Raw genomic sequence first — 14,687 nt, forward strand, 5'->3', positions numbered from 1 at the left:
CATTATGGCTAAGCCAACTCTTGCGCCAAAATCACAGGGGATGGATCCCCGTTTGTACTGCGATTATGCTCGTTTAGTACGTCTGCAAGCACAAGCAGAATCATTCAGTTTACTTCCTCATCTAAAAGCGGGTAGCGTACTCTCTGGCCGACACAATTCGTTGTTTCGCGGTCGTGGATTGAACTTCGAAGAGCTGCGCCATTACCAATTGGGTGACGATATTCGTAACCTTGATTGGAAAGTTACGATGCGTACAGGTAAGCCGCACGTGCGCAGCTATACAGAAGAAAAAGATCGCAACGTAATCGTGTGTGTCGACCAGAGAAGCACAATGTTTTTTGCTTCGACGCAAGTAATGAAATCAGTTGTCGCGGCAGAGATCGCAGCGATGTGTGGGTGGCGAGTATTAAAAGATGGCGACCGAGTCGGTTTTGTCATCGCATCCCCGCAGGCATTGTTTCACAGCAAGGCACAGCGTTCGCAAAACGATCTTCTGGCGCAACTTAAACGTCTCGCTAAAGCCAATCAATCGCTCAATGTGGACTCCCGCAATTCCGAAAAAGTAACGTTCAGTCAATGGATTGAGCTTATTAAACGCATGAAGCTCAAGCAATCCACTTTGATTTTTATCAGCGACTGGAGCGACTGCGAGGAGCACCACCTTGATCACCTTAAACAGCTACAACAGCACAACGATGTTCTTGCAGTGATGGTCAGTGACCCATTAGAACAAGCGCTACCAGACGATTTGGCAAAATCGAAATGGGTGGTTGGTGATGGGCAGTATCAACTCAATTTAGACAGCAAAGCAAAGGTAGAAGCTGCGAGCGCAAAGCTTGAGGCTCGAACTAGCTTACAGCGTCAATCACTCTCTCAACTTATGGCGATGAAACACCTTCCGCACATCGAACTCGATACGACAGGTGAGCACATTAAACAATTCCAAAAACTGGTAGGAGGGCGTTAAATGAGTGATCTTCCTACGCCTCCGAGTACCTACATACTCAGAGAGCTGCATGATGTGGCTGTACCACCCAGCGTGAGTTGGTACCCGCAAACTATTGGCTGGAAAATTTTAGCGGCGGTTGTGCTCATTGCATTGGTGTATGTCGTATATCGATTGGCTCGGCAATGGTGGCATAATCGTTACCGAAAAGAGGCTCTAATGGCGATTTCGCAAATCAAACCGAGCAACAAAGATATGCCTAAAGCATTGTTCTCGGTGCTTAAAGTAGTGCTGATTCATATTGATAGCCGCAACGCGAAATTGTTTGATACCGCCTTTCTGCGCAAGCTCGATGCGCTGTATCCGCAAACCGAAGATTCTCAAGCAAACTCGCTTGTGGTCTTTAACGATGAGCTTTCAAAGCGCTGGCTACAAAGTATTGTTGACCCAAGGGTTACGCTAACCAACGAAGATCGTGTAACGCTAATTGCTCGTGCGAAAAACTGGGTGAGTGAACACCGTGGTGATGCTCAAAAAAGCGCGGCAAAGAAATCACCACGATTGAAACGCAAAGCACATCAGGGAGGTCAACATGAATGATCTTCTTGCATCGATAACTGGTTTGTCTGGTTTTGAATTTGCTCACCCAATGTGGTTTCTGGTTTTGCCCTTGCCGTTGGTGGTGTACTACTTGGTGCCTGCATATCGCACTAAGCAAATGGCGATCAAAGTGCCGTTTTTTAGTCAGCTGGTGGAAGCGATTGGCGAGACGCCATCAGAAGGTGCAAGCCAGTTGACCCCGAGTTGGTGGCAACGAGCAACGTTAATTCTCTCATGGCTTTTGGTGGTGTGTGCGATGGCAAAACTCACCGTGTTAGGCGAGCCTCAAGTTCGCGAGAGTTTAGGGCGCGATGTGATGGTGGTGGTGGATCTTTCGGGTTCCATGGCTGAGCCTGATTTCACGTCTCGTACAGGTGAAAAAATTTCTCGCCTTGATGCGGCGAAAGAAGTGCTGACGGAGTTTGTTCAGTCTCGTAAAGGTGACCGATTAGGCTTGGTTCTTTTTGGTGATGCCGCTTTTGTGCAAACGCCATTTACCGCTGACCAAAAAGTGTGGCTCGAACTGCTTAACCAAACCGATGTGGCGATGGCAGGGCAGAGTACCCATCTTGGTGATGCGATTGGCTTAGCGATTAAAGTTTTTGAGCAAAGCGATAAGTCGCGTGGTGCTTTAGAACAAGACCAAAACCGTGAAAAAGTCGCGATTGTATTAACCGATGGTAACGACACGGGCAGTTTTGTTGAACCGATTGATGCGGCGAAAGTGGCGAAAGCCAAAGGCGTGAGAGTGCACGTGATTGCGATGGGTGATCCGGAAACGATAGGTGAAACCGCGTTGGATATGGACACAATTCATCGCATTGCGAAAGAATCCGGCGGTGAAGCGTTTGAAGCACTCAACCGTGATGAACTATCGGCTGCCTACGACGAAATTGGCAAACTGGAACCTCAACTTTACGAAAGCACTACATACCGCCCAAAACAAAGCCTTCATCATTACTTGATGGCGTTAGTGGTCATCATGCATTTGCTCGCGTTCAGCGTCGCAACACTCAAAAGAAGGGCTGTTACACGATCATCATTAGGAGAGAGCGATGTTTGATTCTCTTAGTTGGACGCAATTCTTTACGCAGTTTCATTTTATTCGACCACTGTGGTTACTGGCTTTGGTCCCCATGTTTTTCTTGGTGTGGTTACGCTGGCGAGAAGAAAGCAAGCCAAGCTGGAAGGATATTCTGCCCGAACATTTACGCAATGCTTTGACGATAGGTGAGCGAGGCTGGCGTAAGCAGCTGCCGCTTAAGCTCTTGATGCTGATTGTGTTCATCGCCATTGTGATTTGTGCAGGCCCAACGTGGCAACGTGAATCTTCCCCCTTTGGCGAAGATAAAGCCTCTATGCTTGTGGTGCTTGATAACAGCGACTCGATGCTGCAAAAAGATCTCCCACCAAGCCGCCTTGAGCGTTCCAAACAGAAAATACGCGATTTGCTAGCCGCGCGAAAAGGCGGAAAAACGGGTTTAGTCGTGTTCGCGGGCAGTGCTCATGTCGCGATGCCTATAACTCAAGACAGCAAAGTATTTGACCCGTTTTTGGCGGCCATTACGCCAGAAATTATGCCCGTGCAAGGTAAGCTTGCCGAAAAAGCATTGCCGTTAATTGACCAACAATTGCAAGGTCAACCAGGCTCCACTGTTCTGTTGGTGAGTGATGGCGTTAATCCAGCCACGATTGAGCAATACCAAGCGTATTTCTCGGGCAAACCTTATCAACTGTTAATTCTTGCGGCAGGGAATGCTGACATTGTGAGTAACAACCCAATGGATTTGGATTCTCTACAAAAACTGGCTAGTCAGACTAACGGTCGATTGGTGGAAGTGACCGTCGATAATAGTGATATCGAGCAACTGAATCGATACGTTGAGCGCAATATGCAGCTTAATGGCGAATCTTCAATGCCTTGGAAAGACATGGGGTATCAACTTCTGTTCCCAATCGCGCTGATCATGATGCTGTGGTTTAGAAAAGGGTGGTTAGTGCAGTGGTGCGTGATTGTAATGGTGAGCGGCACGTTATTGATGCCAACAAGTGCATTGGCCGAGAACATTTCAGTTAAAGCCGAGCAGCCACAAGTTGTGCAAAAAGTGACGGCTTTCGACAAGGTGACGCAATGGTGGTGGGATTTGTGGCTAACGCCAGATCAACAAGGACAGCGTTTGTTCAACCAACAAGCGTATTTAGAAGCCGCGAAACACTTTGTCGATCCATTACGCAAAGGGACGGCGTACTACTACGCTAGCGAGTTTGAACTCGCCCACAGTGCGTTTTTGGAAATGCAAAACGACCCGTCCGAAGAGGTTCGAGATTACGGTCTTTATAATGCGGCGAGTGCATTGGCGCGTCAGCGTGAATATTTGGCTGCACGTGACTTGTTAAAATCCCTAGCCAACAAGCCAACGTTAAGCGAGAGGCTAAGACCGGATGTTGAGCATAACTTGAAAGTGATTGGTGGTATTGTAGAGGACATCAACCGGATGAGTGAGAGTCAGGCAGGAACGGAGCAAGAAGCATCAACCGAGCTAGGCGATAACCCTCAAACCGCAGAAGGGGCGGATGAAAAAACGTCAGCGGAGTTGATGATTAAAGAGACGTTAAGTGCAGACGACATCTTAGGTAGCCAAGAATTAGCCGACAAATGGTTAAAGCGAGTCGAAGCGGATCCTAAATACTTCTTAAATGCGAAGTTTCAGATTCAATTGCGTTCAATAGAAACCGGAGAATCAACTTCTACTGCGAACGAAAATACAGAGGAGGCGGTGCAATGATGAAAAGCCACCGTTTTACGCCCTTTGCTTTACCCTTGTGGTTAGTTATCTGTTTCGGTTTCCTCCTGAGCAGTAGTGTGTTGGCTCAAGATATTCGTGACGTTCAACGAGAGCATGGTGTTGAGTTACAAGCGTGGGTTGGTAAACAACCAACGGCTGGAGAGAAGCGTAAAACACCAAGTTTTAGCGTCAATGAGCAAGTTATTTTAACCATCGAAGTGGCAACGCCGCGTTGGTTTACGGGTGGTACGAGAATTGGCAATATTGAAATACCCAATGTTATCGCCAAACAACGTAATCAACTAGCAACCAACTTTACTGAGCAAAAAGAGGGACAAACTTGGTCGCGTCAACGCTGGGAAGTGACTTTGTATCCTCAAGCATCTGGTGATTTTGTGATTCCACCTGTCGCAGTGGGCGTTCAGGTGTCGGCGCCGGATGGCGAGAAGGTGTCAGGCACACTTTATACGCAGCCGATTAAGTTCAAAACTGTCTTGCCATCGGGATTGTTGAGCGGTGATACGCCTTGGTTTTCTGCAACGCACGTAGACGTAAAACAAGAGTGGGAAACCTCCACTGAGTCACTCAAAGTTGGGGATGCAATCACGCGTAAAATCACCATTTTGGCTCAAGATTCACTATCTGTATTGCTACCAGACTTGTTGAAAGGAGAATCAACAACCCGTTATCAAGCATATCCTCAACCCCACCGTTTGACAGATACGCAAACACGTGGTGATTACCAGTCAACACGCACAGAAGAGAGCGTGTACGTGATTCAACAAGGTGGTGAATTAACCCTGCCGGATTATGAGTTCCGTTGGTGGAACAGTAAGACTCAGCAAGTGGAAACGGTGATGTTAGAGGGCAAAACTTTTGCCGCGAAGCACACGTTGAAGTCCTTCATCAGAACGTACTTTGAATGGATTGTTTCCACGCTTGTGTTGCTGGGTTTTGTGATTATTTCATTGGTAGCCATTAAACGTTACTACCGCAACAGACCGACACCAGCATGGCTGACGTTTCACCGTTTGTTAAAGGCTAAACGTTGGTCTGAAGCAAGGACCATATTGTACAAACAATTGCGTTTAAATACGGCCGAGCTAGAAATGACCAAAGCCGATACGAGTGAATCGTGGCAAAAAAGTGCGTCGCGAATGCAAAATGGTGAAAATAGCGCTCATTTACTGAATTCGATGTGGCGCAAAATCCAGACCAAACAAAAACGCTTTAAATTCCGTATTCCGCGAGCGTTACCAGAACTGGACAAAGTCATTGGAAGAGATGGCAATGAATAAAACGGGGCGCTAATATAGCGCCTCGTTTTTATTAGAGAATAGAGTTCAAATGAGCCAAGAGTTTATGCGCCGCGCATTGGAAGTGTCCAAAAATGCGCTTCCTGAATGTCAACCCAACCCGCCGGTTGGCTGCGTGTTAGTGAAAGACAATCAAATCGTTTCTGAAGGTCATACTCAAGCGATTGGTGGCAATCACGCGGAAGTGGAAGCGCTGAATGCGTATCAAGGCTCGTTAGAATCGGTGACGGCATACGTTACGCTGGAACCGTGTTCGTTTGTTGGTCGCACGCCAGCTTGCGCGGTGACATTAGTCAAATCCGGCATAAGCAAAGTCGTCGTAGCCATATTGGACCCCGACCCACGCAACAGTGGTCGAGGTATCGAGATTCTAAAACAAGCAGGTATAGAGGTAGAAACTGGTTTATGCGGCGAGGAAGTCAGCGAGTTTCTTACCCCTTACCTAGGCAAAGCCTAAGTCAAGCTTTACGTTGCACTATGGTGCCAGTTTATGTGGTGAATGAAGTGCGTCAAAATTGAGTTAAAACTCATTAAAACAAGCGATACCGCCCATTTATTGCACTTGGCTACGTGAAGGATCATGCTGTTAGATTAAAATAGAGAAAGTGACTTTTGAAAAATTTAATAGCATGAAACCGACCGACCTTAATCTTATTCCCATTTTCACTGCCATCTATGAAGAGCGTAACTTGTCTCGGGCGGCGGCGCGTTTAAACATCACCCAGCCTGCGGTGAGTAAAGCGCTAGCAAGGCTACGTGATATCTACGATGATCCATTGTTTCATCGTTGCGTTAAAGGTGTCGAGCCTACCTCGTTTGCGATGGATATTTATCCTGCTCTTCTAGCTTCAGTACAAAATTTCACTTCGACATTATCGGCCTCTAGTGAGTTTGCCCCTAAAGTGTCGAATAGAGTGTTTTCTATTGCCTGTGTGTCCGTTGCAAGTTTTGAGTTGCTACCTCAAGTCATGAAACAAATCCGTGTGTCGGCGCCAAATGTTGCATTAGAAGTACATCCGCTTTTTACGGAAGATTTTGAAAGTGATCTGCGGTTACAACGATACGATTTGATCATTGATATCACACCAAGAGCAAGAACGGTGCTAAAACTGGAAACTGTACTTACGGAGCGTTTGGTGGTGGTATGTAGCGAAGCGCATCCCCGCTTGAATGACGAGATTACGGCTGAACAATTTTTTGAAGAAGAACACGTAGTAGTTTCGCAGTGGCAGAGTCGTAAGAGCCTGTTAAACGCCGATGACATTGTCGACTTGGATAAGAGAAAGATTAAGTATCGAGCCTCAGGCGTACTAGAAATGCTCCCAATTATTTGTGGTAGTGAATACATTGGTTTAATGCCAGAGTCGATGATCAACTTGTTCAATAACACCTATCATGTTAAATCTTTATCAATGCCATTTGATGAACAAATGTATGAGCTTTGCACAATCTGGCATCCTAGTCGCACAAACGACAGCGCCCATCAGTGGTTGCGTTCACAGATTAAGCAAGCAGGAAAAGTCATCAACCAATAGGAAGTGCAATGAAAAAGACAATACGTGCCATCCTTAACGGAAAAAAAGCTGGGAATCCAGAGTTAAGAGATGCAATCATGAAAATGAGAGACAAAGGCATCGACGTACAGGTGCGTGTGACGTGGGAATCTCAAGACATGCCGCGGCTAGTAAAAGAAGCGGTTGATGAAGGCATTGAACGTATTGTTGTCGCTGGTGGCGATGGGACCGTCAATGAGGCGGCTTCTGCGATTATTCAAATTGACGAAGAAAAACGCCCTGAGTTAGCCATTATTCCCCTTGGTACCGCCAATGACTTTGCTACCGCTATTCAAGTACCTAATTCCATTAAGGCGTCTTTATCTCTTGCTGTTGAGGGGCAGTCCGCTTTGGTCGATTGCGTCAAAGCGAACGATCGCTGCTTTATTAACGTGGCAACAGCAGGGTTTGGCGCAGAAGTTACAGCAGAAACGCCTGTTGAACTCAAAAACTTTCTTGGCGGTGGAGCTTACACGCTAACTGGTGTTGTAAAAGCACTTGGCTTTAAACCATATGACGGAACAATAACGATTGAAGGTGGTGCGTATCAGGGAGAAATGTTGCTCGGTGCGTTTTGTAATGGGCGCCTTGCTGGAGGTGGGCAAGAGTTAGCTCCAAAAGCGATGATTAATGATGGGATGATGGATCTAACATTGGTGCGCCCATTTTTACCTCATGAGCTGCCTAAAGTAATCGACGAGATCAATAATCCGAGTGAGAAAGGAGAGTTTGTGAAGTACACTAAAGCAAGCTGGTTGGAGATAGATTTTCCGAATCCATTGCCTCTTAATTTAGATGGAGAACCTTATCATTCGAGAACCATTAGATTTGATGTTCAGCCTAAGAGTATACGATTAGTCGTACCGCAAGATTGCCCTTGCTTGACTAGCTAAACGAGCGTTTTCCATGGTTATTGCGTAACACAGCCACTAAAATGTGGCTGTGTTATTTGTGTTGAGGTATTAGTCAACTTCTTAACGTTTTTGAATGGTCTCAACGTCTATTTGCGTAGTTGTCCAATCTGCGTCAACCTCTCCTCGAATCATTACGGTATCTTTTGGTGTCACTTCTTGACCCATCCAATCTTCGTTGTCGATCTCTACTTCGATTTCACCAGTGTTGTCTTTGAACAAGTAAGTCTCGTTACCAAATGATTGAACAATATGCCCGGTTAGCACTACAGCGCTGTCGTCGGTTGCGTTGCGCGCCTCTTTCACCGTATTGATTGCACTGACTTCTGGACCATTAAACGCGGCGAAAGCCGAGCTTGAAAGTAGGGCAAGCATGGATGTTAACAATACTCTTTTCATTATCTTCTCCTGATATTAGAAGTAATAAGTTGTGCCTACATTAAAGGATGCAGTGTTTGCGTAGCTGTCTAGTTGGTATTTTGCGTTTGCGCCAATGGTGAGCTTTGGCAACACTTGGTATTCCGCGCCCACAGAGAACATTGCGCCTAACTCGTTGCTTTTCTCTGAGCTATGGAAAAGCGAGTTGCTTATTTCCACATCGTCATTCGCGACAAGCTCATATTCTTGATGTTGAGCAACCTTGGCGTCGTATTGCGTGTAAGTTAAACCCGCTTTGAATTTTGTTGTCCATTTATCACTTAATGCATAGCTAAACACTGGTGCTAGCGAGACTTGTTTGGCTTTGATTGACGCATCCCAATCCATTTCATGATGGTAATCTTTGCCATCAATTGTCTTGATACCAAGGTTCTTAGAACGGCCGTCATCAAGGTCAAACTGGCTGTAACCTAACTCAATTGCCCAATTGTCATTAAACGAGTAACCGATAAAACCTGAGAAAATACCATCCTCAAGTTCTGGGTTAAGTGTTACATTTTCAGCTGAAAAGTGAGGTTCCAAGTCATGGTCAGTGGTGCCTAGTCCATATTCCAGGCCTACATAAGGAGCCGCAGATACCGAAACTGAGCAAGTAACGAGTAACGCAAGAATGGTTTTGTTCATTTTATTTTTGCCTCTTCAAATCAACTTAATGAGTAGAAGCGCATTGTGTGTGATGAAGCGTGAAGTGATCGTGAAGAAACGAAAATATTTCAGAAAAAGAGCAAGGTGCGGTAAAGAAGAAATTGCTTTAATGAACATGCGCCAAGCTCTTTATATAAAGAGAGTTAACTTGCGGCGACGTAACACACCGCAAATGGCACATTAAGGCGGGTAAACTCTTTAATCCAACGCCATTGGTTGTCTTGGAGTTTATCGCCGGGCCCTTTTACTTCAATCCACTCGAACTCGTTGTCTCTAAAAGCAATCAGATCCGGCATCCCATTGCGGTAAAGCTTAAGATCGCTTAACTGAACCTTAAATAGTTCGAGTAATGTGCGGGTAGGAATGGTGTTGAGTGACTGTTCAAGCAATTCCTTGCCTATTAAGCTCCATTGAACAAACGGATTGCTGATACCAAACTTTTCATCGTATTTCGTTAAAATCGCTTGTGTATTACCCAATTTTAACTGTGCGAAAGCTTCATCAATCAGTGCTTGGCGCTTTGCTACAAAATCGGAATGGTACAAATCCAGAGGACGGTGTTGATAGGCATTGATGAATGCCCCTTCAATGGGAGCGAAAATCGCATCCCAAAAAGTGAGTCCAAGTAATGCATTCAGCAGTGCATTTTCGGCGTAAAATACAGTCCAGCCTAAGGACTCAAAATACGCTTTGCTGGCGAGTTCGACTCTCTGTTGAGATAAATCCAGTTCAAGGCGGTATTCCGTACAGGTTGGCTTCGTCACTCTTGGCACTTTCTCGCCTTGTTTTCGTTTTAACCGTTGCTCAAGTTTTTGTGCAACTTCGAGCTCAGACACATCGATCGGTGAGTTAAGCATATCTGTGACAATGTCATAAAATAAATCATCATGGTTTAATTTGTCATAGATACGTGCGCGTCGTTCTCGGCTCGGTGTGAGTTGAGTTTGGCCAAATAGAGATAGGGCGGTCTCTAGATCATTAAGCCGTTCGTAATCACGTGCTATGTCATTCAACATGTGCTCGCGTTTACGATCTACGTAACGGTGTTTAACGGGCTGAGGCATTGCCTCAATTAATAAGTCGAGATTGGCTTTGTCTTTTCGGCCAAATTGCCAGTACAGGTTGGCCAACTGGCTCAGTTCAATTAAACGGTCTATTTGCTCACGTGAATCAAAGAAACGGCGCACTTTACTCAATTGATATTGCTCGAACTGATGCAAACCTAAGTCATCAAGCACAAACTGACTTAAGTCTTGATGGGTGTTGGCAAAAAACAGAGTGAGCAACACGTCGATCATATGAGCTGAATTGAGTTTGACGATCGTAAACTCAAGCTTCTCTGTACGATCAAATTCCGCATTACTCAAACGTTCGACAAGGGCGTCTTTCTTGAGTGATTTCGGCAGTTCGGGATAAAGCGTGGAGATTTCTGGCTTGGTCAGTAAATTGGCCGCTAACCCTTGATGAGAAAGGGGTGGGGAAAGGGCTACAAACTCATGTTGACTCAATTCTGCCAGTGCTTCATTGATAGAAGGTATTTCTGGATAACTCAGCTTATCACTTCGAAACCAACATCCCTTTCGGCTGTATAAACGTACCAAAAGGCACTGGGCGTGTTTGCTCAAAGAATCAAACGAGCAAAGCCATGCGTGTTCTTCCTTGGTCAGTAAATCGCTGTACCAAGTTACTGCGTGATGAGTCAGCTTAAAGAAGTTCTCTAGATAGTAGTCTGGTGCAAGTTCGATAGGGCTTTCCATAAACGACCGATAACAAAAAAGGCTTAACCCATAGGTTAAGCCTTTTTGCTATCAAATCAATTCGCAATTATGCGTTTTTTAGCTGTGCTACTTTCGCTTCAGACAATGGCTTAGTGATGAACGCAAGTACGATACATACTGCCATCATTGCTGAAGAAATTGTGTAAGCCAAGGTGTAGCCGTCGCCATTTGTCATCGAGAAACCAACAACCGCTGCGCCGATTGCACCACCGATCCCCCATGCTGTGTAAAGCACGCCGTAGTTAGTGCCGTAGTTTTTCAGACCGTAGAACTCAGCCGTTAGAGTAGGGAATACCGCTAGAAGTGTACCGTAACCTACCGCTGCGATTGCTGTACCGATGATCAGTGTAAACTCAGAGTCGAACGTCGCGAACAGCACCATGTTTACGCCTTGTAGAACGAACGCAAGTAGAAGCGTACGAACACCGCCGATTTTATCTGCAAGCATACCCGCGGCAACACGACCGCCAGAGTTAAATACAGCAAGAATAGACGCTAGGTAAACCGCGTTTGGCAAGTTTGCTTGAACGCTTGCGATTGTCGTGATGTTACCGATGATCATTAGACCAACAGAAGCTGCAAACGCGTACATGATCCATAGAGAGTAGAACTGTGGCGTTTTCAACATTGCTTTCCAAGTTAAGTCATCTGACTTTTTCACCGCTTTAGGTGCTTGGCCTTCTTTTACTTTAGGCTCCGCAGGTGTGTAGTCTGCTGGTGGGTTGTTGATGGTTGCTGCAAGAGGAACCGCAATCGCTAGGATACCAACACCAAGAACCATAAAGCTAGTTTGAATGCCCATGCTGTCTATTAGCGCAGAAGTTACTGGCGCAAGGTAAATAGCCGCTAGACCAAAACCTGCCGCAATAATGCCGTTAACCATACCTTTCTTCGAAGCGTGGAACCACTTCATCGCAGAAGGTGATAGGCATGCGTAACCAAAACCGATACCTGCACCTGTGATCACACCGAAGGTAATGTTCAGCATGAGTGGAGTGTCAACAAAGCCAGACGCGATCATGCCCAGACCTGTAAGAACAGTACCTAGGATAAGGATCATTCGAGGGCCCATGCGGTCTTGAAGAATACCTGCAATAAGAAGACAGATAGAGAAAGTGATGGTTGCAGTTGCGTAAGGTGCAGAAGCTTCTGCAGCACTCCAGCCTGATTCAGTTACCAGTGCCTTGTTGAATACACTCCAAGCATACAGGATGCCAAGACAAAGGTTGATACAGAACCCTGCTAACAGGATGCGCATAGCTTTATCAATCTTGCTCATTTTTATTCTCAGTTTTTCCTCTTATTGGCAATGCCGCAAAGAAGGTTGGTTTAAAGATGTTTTTTCTCAAAATTAGTTTGCGTTTTTCAACGTTTAACGCAATGAGCGCGGATTATAACCAATAAATATGTGATTGGAATCTCTTTTTACGGTTACTGATAAAATAATTTGCAACATTAAAAGTGGATGTGAATTCATGGTTTTGTATGTAGTAAGAACGTTGTAAAAAAGTGACATTTTTTGTTCACTAATAACGAATGATGAGTCAAGACAGAGAGGTTTTACGCTGTTGAGTGCACAGTTCACATTTCAAATAAAAAATTTCAAAATGTTTCCATGTTAACCATCTGTAACAAAAATGGCGAATTTATCATCTGACTGTCGTAAGTATCAGATGCAAAGGGTTTCTTAATTTTTAATTGTTAACCTTTTGTAATAATTGAAGCTGATTAGCTTTTATGTTCATTAAGTGAGCAAAAAAGTAACTTGTAATTGCTGATTTTAGGCGCAGAATATAGTGAAAAATGAGTTTTCATTTATGAAGGGATGCTTTTTAGATTTGTTGTGAGGTGACTTATGAAACTGTTCCTATTACTCATGGCTTCGGTATCCGCTGGTATCGCATCAGCAGACCACATCCATTCATTTATGTTGGGCTTATCTATTGCTTCTTTAGCGGTAGGTAGCTGTTATTTCTTCGCATTTCGCAGCTCGCGCTTTCCACAGCTTGCTTTATTCCTACTCATTTGCGGTATGCTTTCTAAGTTGACGATAACCGTAGTCGGTGTGATGTGGGGAATGTCCGCGGAATTAATCACGTCTCCAATCGTATTCGCACTTTCATATTTATTCTTTTCGCTTGCCGTTACCTACTTATGGTTTAGCTACAGAGAGAGCATCACTAAGATTCCTGACCGATTTAAGTCAGCGTAAATCAACACATTAGAATAAAAAAAACGCCAGCACATTTGCTGGCGTTTTTAATTAAACGTAATTTTGTTCGGATATTGCTTTTAGTTTGATCGTGGCAATACCGTTAGGCACTCATTGGAACAAGCACCATAGTACCAATAATCACCGTGATAAGGCCTGCTAGAACTGGAACGGATGTGCGTTTTACAACCTCAAACGGGCTGATGTTTGCCATACCTGATGTCGCAACGATTACGCCAGATACTGGTGAGATAGTACGGCCTAGGTTTGATGCTTGAAGCATCGGGATAATTAGGAAAGCAGGGTTTAATCCCATTTTCGCAGCCAAAGATGGTGCTAACTCCACGAACGCATAGAAAGGCGCGTTACCCGAACCCGTTGCAATTGCTGCTGCAACTGTCAATGCAGTTAGAATAAGCATTAAAGCAACGCCGCCTGCACCAGCATTATCTGCTAGATGAAGTAGGTTATCGATAGCTCCGATAGACATCAGACCTTGTGCAAAAACCCCTGCGGCAACCAAAAGCATCACAACGCCTTTGAACGCGTCAGCCATGCCCGCGTAACAAGAATCTAAATCTTCTAGTGATTTCTTACCATCGAACTTATTTACAACATAATGGATCAGAGCTCCAAGGAAAATCGAACCAACCACAATAGTGTAGATGTCTAGACTAAGTCCTGGAATGGTACGACCGTTGAATAGGAAAACGCCGATGATAGGTAGAAATGGAAGAGCTGCATAAAACGCTGGTGCGTCAGCTTTGATCTCTGATACATCAATTTTTTCCATTGGTGTATTTTCTTTCTTATCTAAGTATTTGTTCCAGAAGAACGCTGCCGCTGCCATGACGATGATTGCGCAAATAGAAACAGGCAACACAGTTTGTACCGCAAACACATCAAGCTCTAAACCAGACTTTTCTGCTGCGATAACAACATCACCAGAAGTAGGAGAAAGGATGATTGCCGCTGGAGAGGCACACACTGCAACGGCTGCTGGACGAGAAATGCCCATCGCGACCATCATTGGGAATAATGTCGCCATTAATAGTACGCCAAGGCCTGTTGCAGAACTTACCGCAAGAGACATTAAACACGCCACAATGTAAGCCGCTACCAAAAGGACGTAAGGAGACTTGATGACAGAAAGCGGTTTAGAGAACTGTTTCACTACCACGTTGTTCGCGCCGATATGAGTCATGTATGACGCAAAACCACAAAGCAGCATGATTTGCATACCAAGACCGCCACCGCGGTATTGAAGCATGTATTTCACGTATTCAAGCGCATCTGTCACCATGTTACCAGTTGAGGTGATTTTTGACGGCAGCACGTCGTGCCCCAAAACGCCAGTCATAAGAAGTAAAGCAATACCAGCGGTCAGTAACACGCCCGCAGCTTTATAGCCTTTGACAATAAAGTAACCCACCGCAATGGTAACCACTAAGCCAATTAAGAGCTCTAACATAGGGATCTCCGAATGTTATGTAAAAAAGAAA

Annotated in this window: 14 protein-coding genes; 9 read left to right on the top strand and 5 right to left on the bottom strand. The window is 45.1% G+C overall.

Going from position 1 to position 14,687, the window contains the following annotated elements:
• Positions 1–4 precede the first annotated feature (4 nt).
• From R7R78_RS03285 to yegS, 8 genes are all read left to right on the top strand, one after another.
• Complete coding sequence (locus R7R78_RS03285; RefSeq protein WP_170896947.1) at positions 5–967, top strand: DUF58 domain-containing protein; 963 nt, start codon at positions 5–7, stop codon at positions 965–967.
• Positions 968–1,546, top strand: coding sequence for a DUF4381 domain-containing protein (locus R7R78_RS03290; RefSeq protein ID WP_225473027.1), 579 nt, complete (start codon positions 968–970; stop codon positions 1,544–1,546).
• Positions 1,539–2,609: a vWA domain-containing protein gene (locus tag R7R78_RS03295; protein ID WP_225473028.1), complete on the top strand. Its 1,071-nt coding sequence runs from the start codon at positions 1,539–1,541 to the stop codon at positions 2,607–2,609. Before R7R78_RS03290 ends, R7R78_RS03295 begins: the two co-directional genes overlap by 8 nt.
• Positions 2,602–4,332, top strand: a complete 1,731-nt coding sequence (locus tag R7R78_RS03300; protein WP_025767854.1) for a VWA domain-containing protein — start codon at positions 2,602–2,604, stop codon at positions 4,330–4,332. Before R7R78_RS03295 ends, R7R78_RS03300 begins: the two co-directional genes overlap by 8 nt.
• Positions 4,329–5,630, top strand: coding sequence for a BatD family protein (locus R7R78_RS03305; protein ID WP_054576040.1), 1,302 nt, complete (start codon positions 4,329–4,331; stop codon positions 5,628–5,630). Before R7R78_RS03300 ends, R7R78_RS03305 begins: the two co-directional genes overlap by 4 nt.
• Before the next feature lie 49 nt (positions 5,631–5,679).
• Positions 5,680–6,105: a bifunctional diaminohydroxyphosphoribosylaminopyrimidine deaminase/5-amino-6-(5-phosphoribosylamino)uracil reductase RibD gene (locus tag R7R78_RS03310; RefSeq protein WP_005376542.1), complete on the top strand. Its 426-nt coding sequence runs from the start codon at positions 5,680–5,682 to the stop codon at positions 6,103–6,105.
• Between the two features lie 172 nt (positions 6,106–6,277).
• Positions 6,278–7,183 carry a LysR family transcriptional regulator gene (locus R7R78_RS03315; protein WP_225473029.1) on the top strand — a complete coding sequence of 302 codons (906 nt, stop codon included), beginning with the start codon at positions 6,278–6,280 and terminating at the stop codon, positions 7,181–7,183.
• 8 nt (positions 7,184–7,191) lie between these two features.
• On the top strand, positions 7,192–8,094 hold the full coding sequence (yegS, locus tag R7R78_RS03320) for a lipid kinase YegS (protein WP_225473030.1): 903 nt from the start codon (positions 7,192–7,194) through the stop codon (positions 8,092–8,094).
• Between the two features lie 81 nt (positions 8,095–8,175).
• On the opposite strand, the gene R7R78_RS03325 is transcribed toward yegS, so the two are convergent.
• The 4 genes from R7R78_RS03325 to R7R78_RS03340 all read right to left on the bottom strand — a co-directional run bounded on the left by R7R78_RS03325 (position 8,176) and on the right by R7R78_RS03340 (position 12,252).
• A complete protein-coding gene (locus R7R78_RS03325; RefSeq protein ID WP_130546257.1) occupies positions 8,176–8,511 on the bottom strand; it encodes a YgiW/YdeI family stress tolerance OB fold protein in 336 nt (111 codons plus the stop codon).
• A 15-nt stretch (positions 8,512–8,526) separates the two neighbouring features.
• Positions 8,527–9,174 (bottom strand): AcfA family outer membrane beta-barrel protein, encoded by a 648-nt coding sequence (locus R7R78_RS03330; protein WP_225473031.1) that lies wholly within the window; start codon positions 9,172–9,174, stop codon positions 8,527–8,529.
• A 164-nt stretch (positions 9,175–9,338) separates the two neighbouring features.
• Positions 9,339–10,952 carry a VRR-NUC domain-containing protein gene (locus R7R78_RS03335; RefSeq protein ID WP_225473032.1) on the bottom strand — a complete coding sequence of 538 codons (1,614 nt, stop codon included), beginning with the start codon at positions 10,950–10,952 and terminating at the stop codon, positions 9,339–9,341.
• A gap of 67 nt (positions 10,953–11,019) precedes the next feature.
• Positions 11,020–12,252: an OFA family MFS transporter gene (locus tag R7R78_RS03340; protein WP_017635352.1), complete on the bottom strand. Its 1,233-nt coding sequence runs from the start codon at positions 12,250–12,252 to the stop codon at positions 11,020–11,022.
• 576 nt (positions 12,253–12,828) lie between these two features.
• Between R7R78_RS03340 and R7R78_RS03345 the strand changes: the two genes are divergently transcribed.
• Complete coding sequence (locus R7R78_RS03345; RefSeq protein WP_005376535.1) at positions 12,829–13,185, top strand: hypothetical protein; 357 nt, start codon at positions 12,829–12,831, stop codon at positions 13,183–13,185.
• Positions 13,186–13,288: 103 nt separating this feature from the next.
• Here the strand turns inward: R7R78_RS03345 and dcuC are convergent, their stop codons facing one another.
• Positions 13,289–14,656 carry an anaerobic C4-dicarboxylate transporter DcuC gene (gene dcuC / locus R7R78_RS03350; RefSeq protein ID WP_005376528.1) on the bottom strand — a complete coding sequence of 456 codons (1,368 nt, stop codon included), beginning with the start codon at positions 14,654–14,656 and terminating at the stop codon, positions 13,289–13,291.
• Positions 14,657–14,687: the final 31 nt, after the last annotated feature.

This window comes from Vibrio sp. 2134-1 (assembly GCF_033339495.1).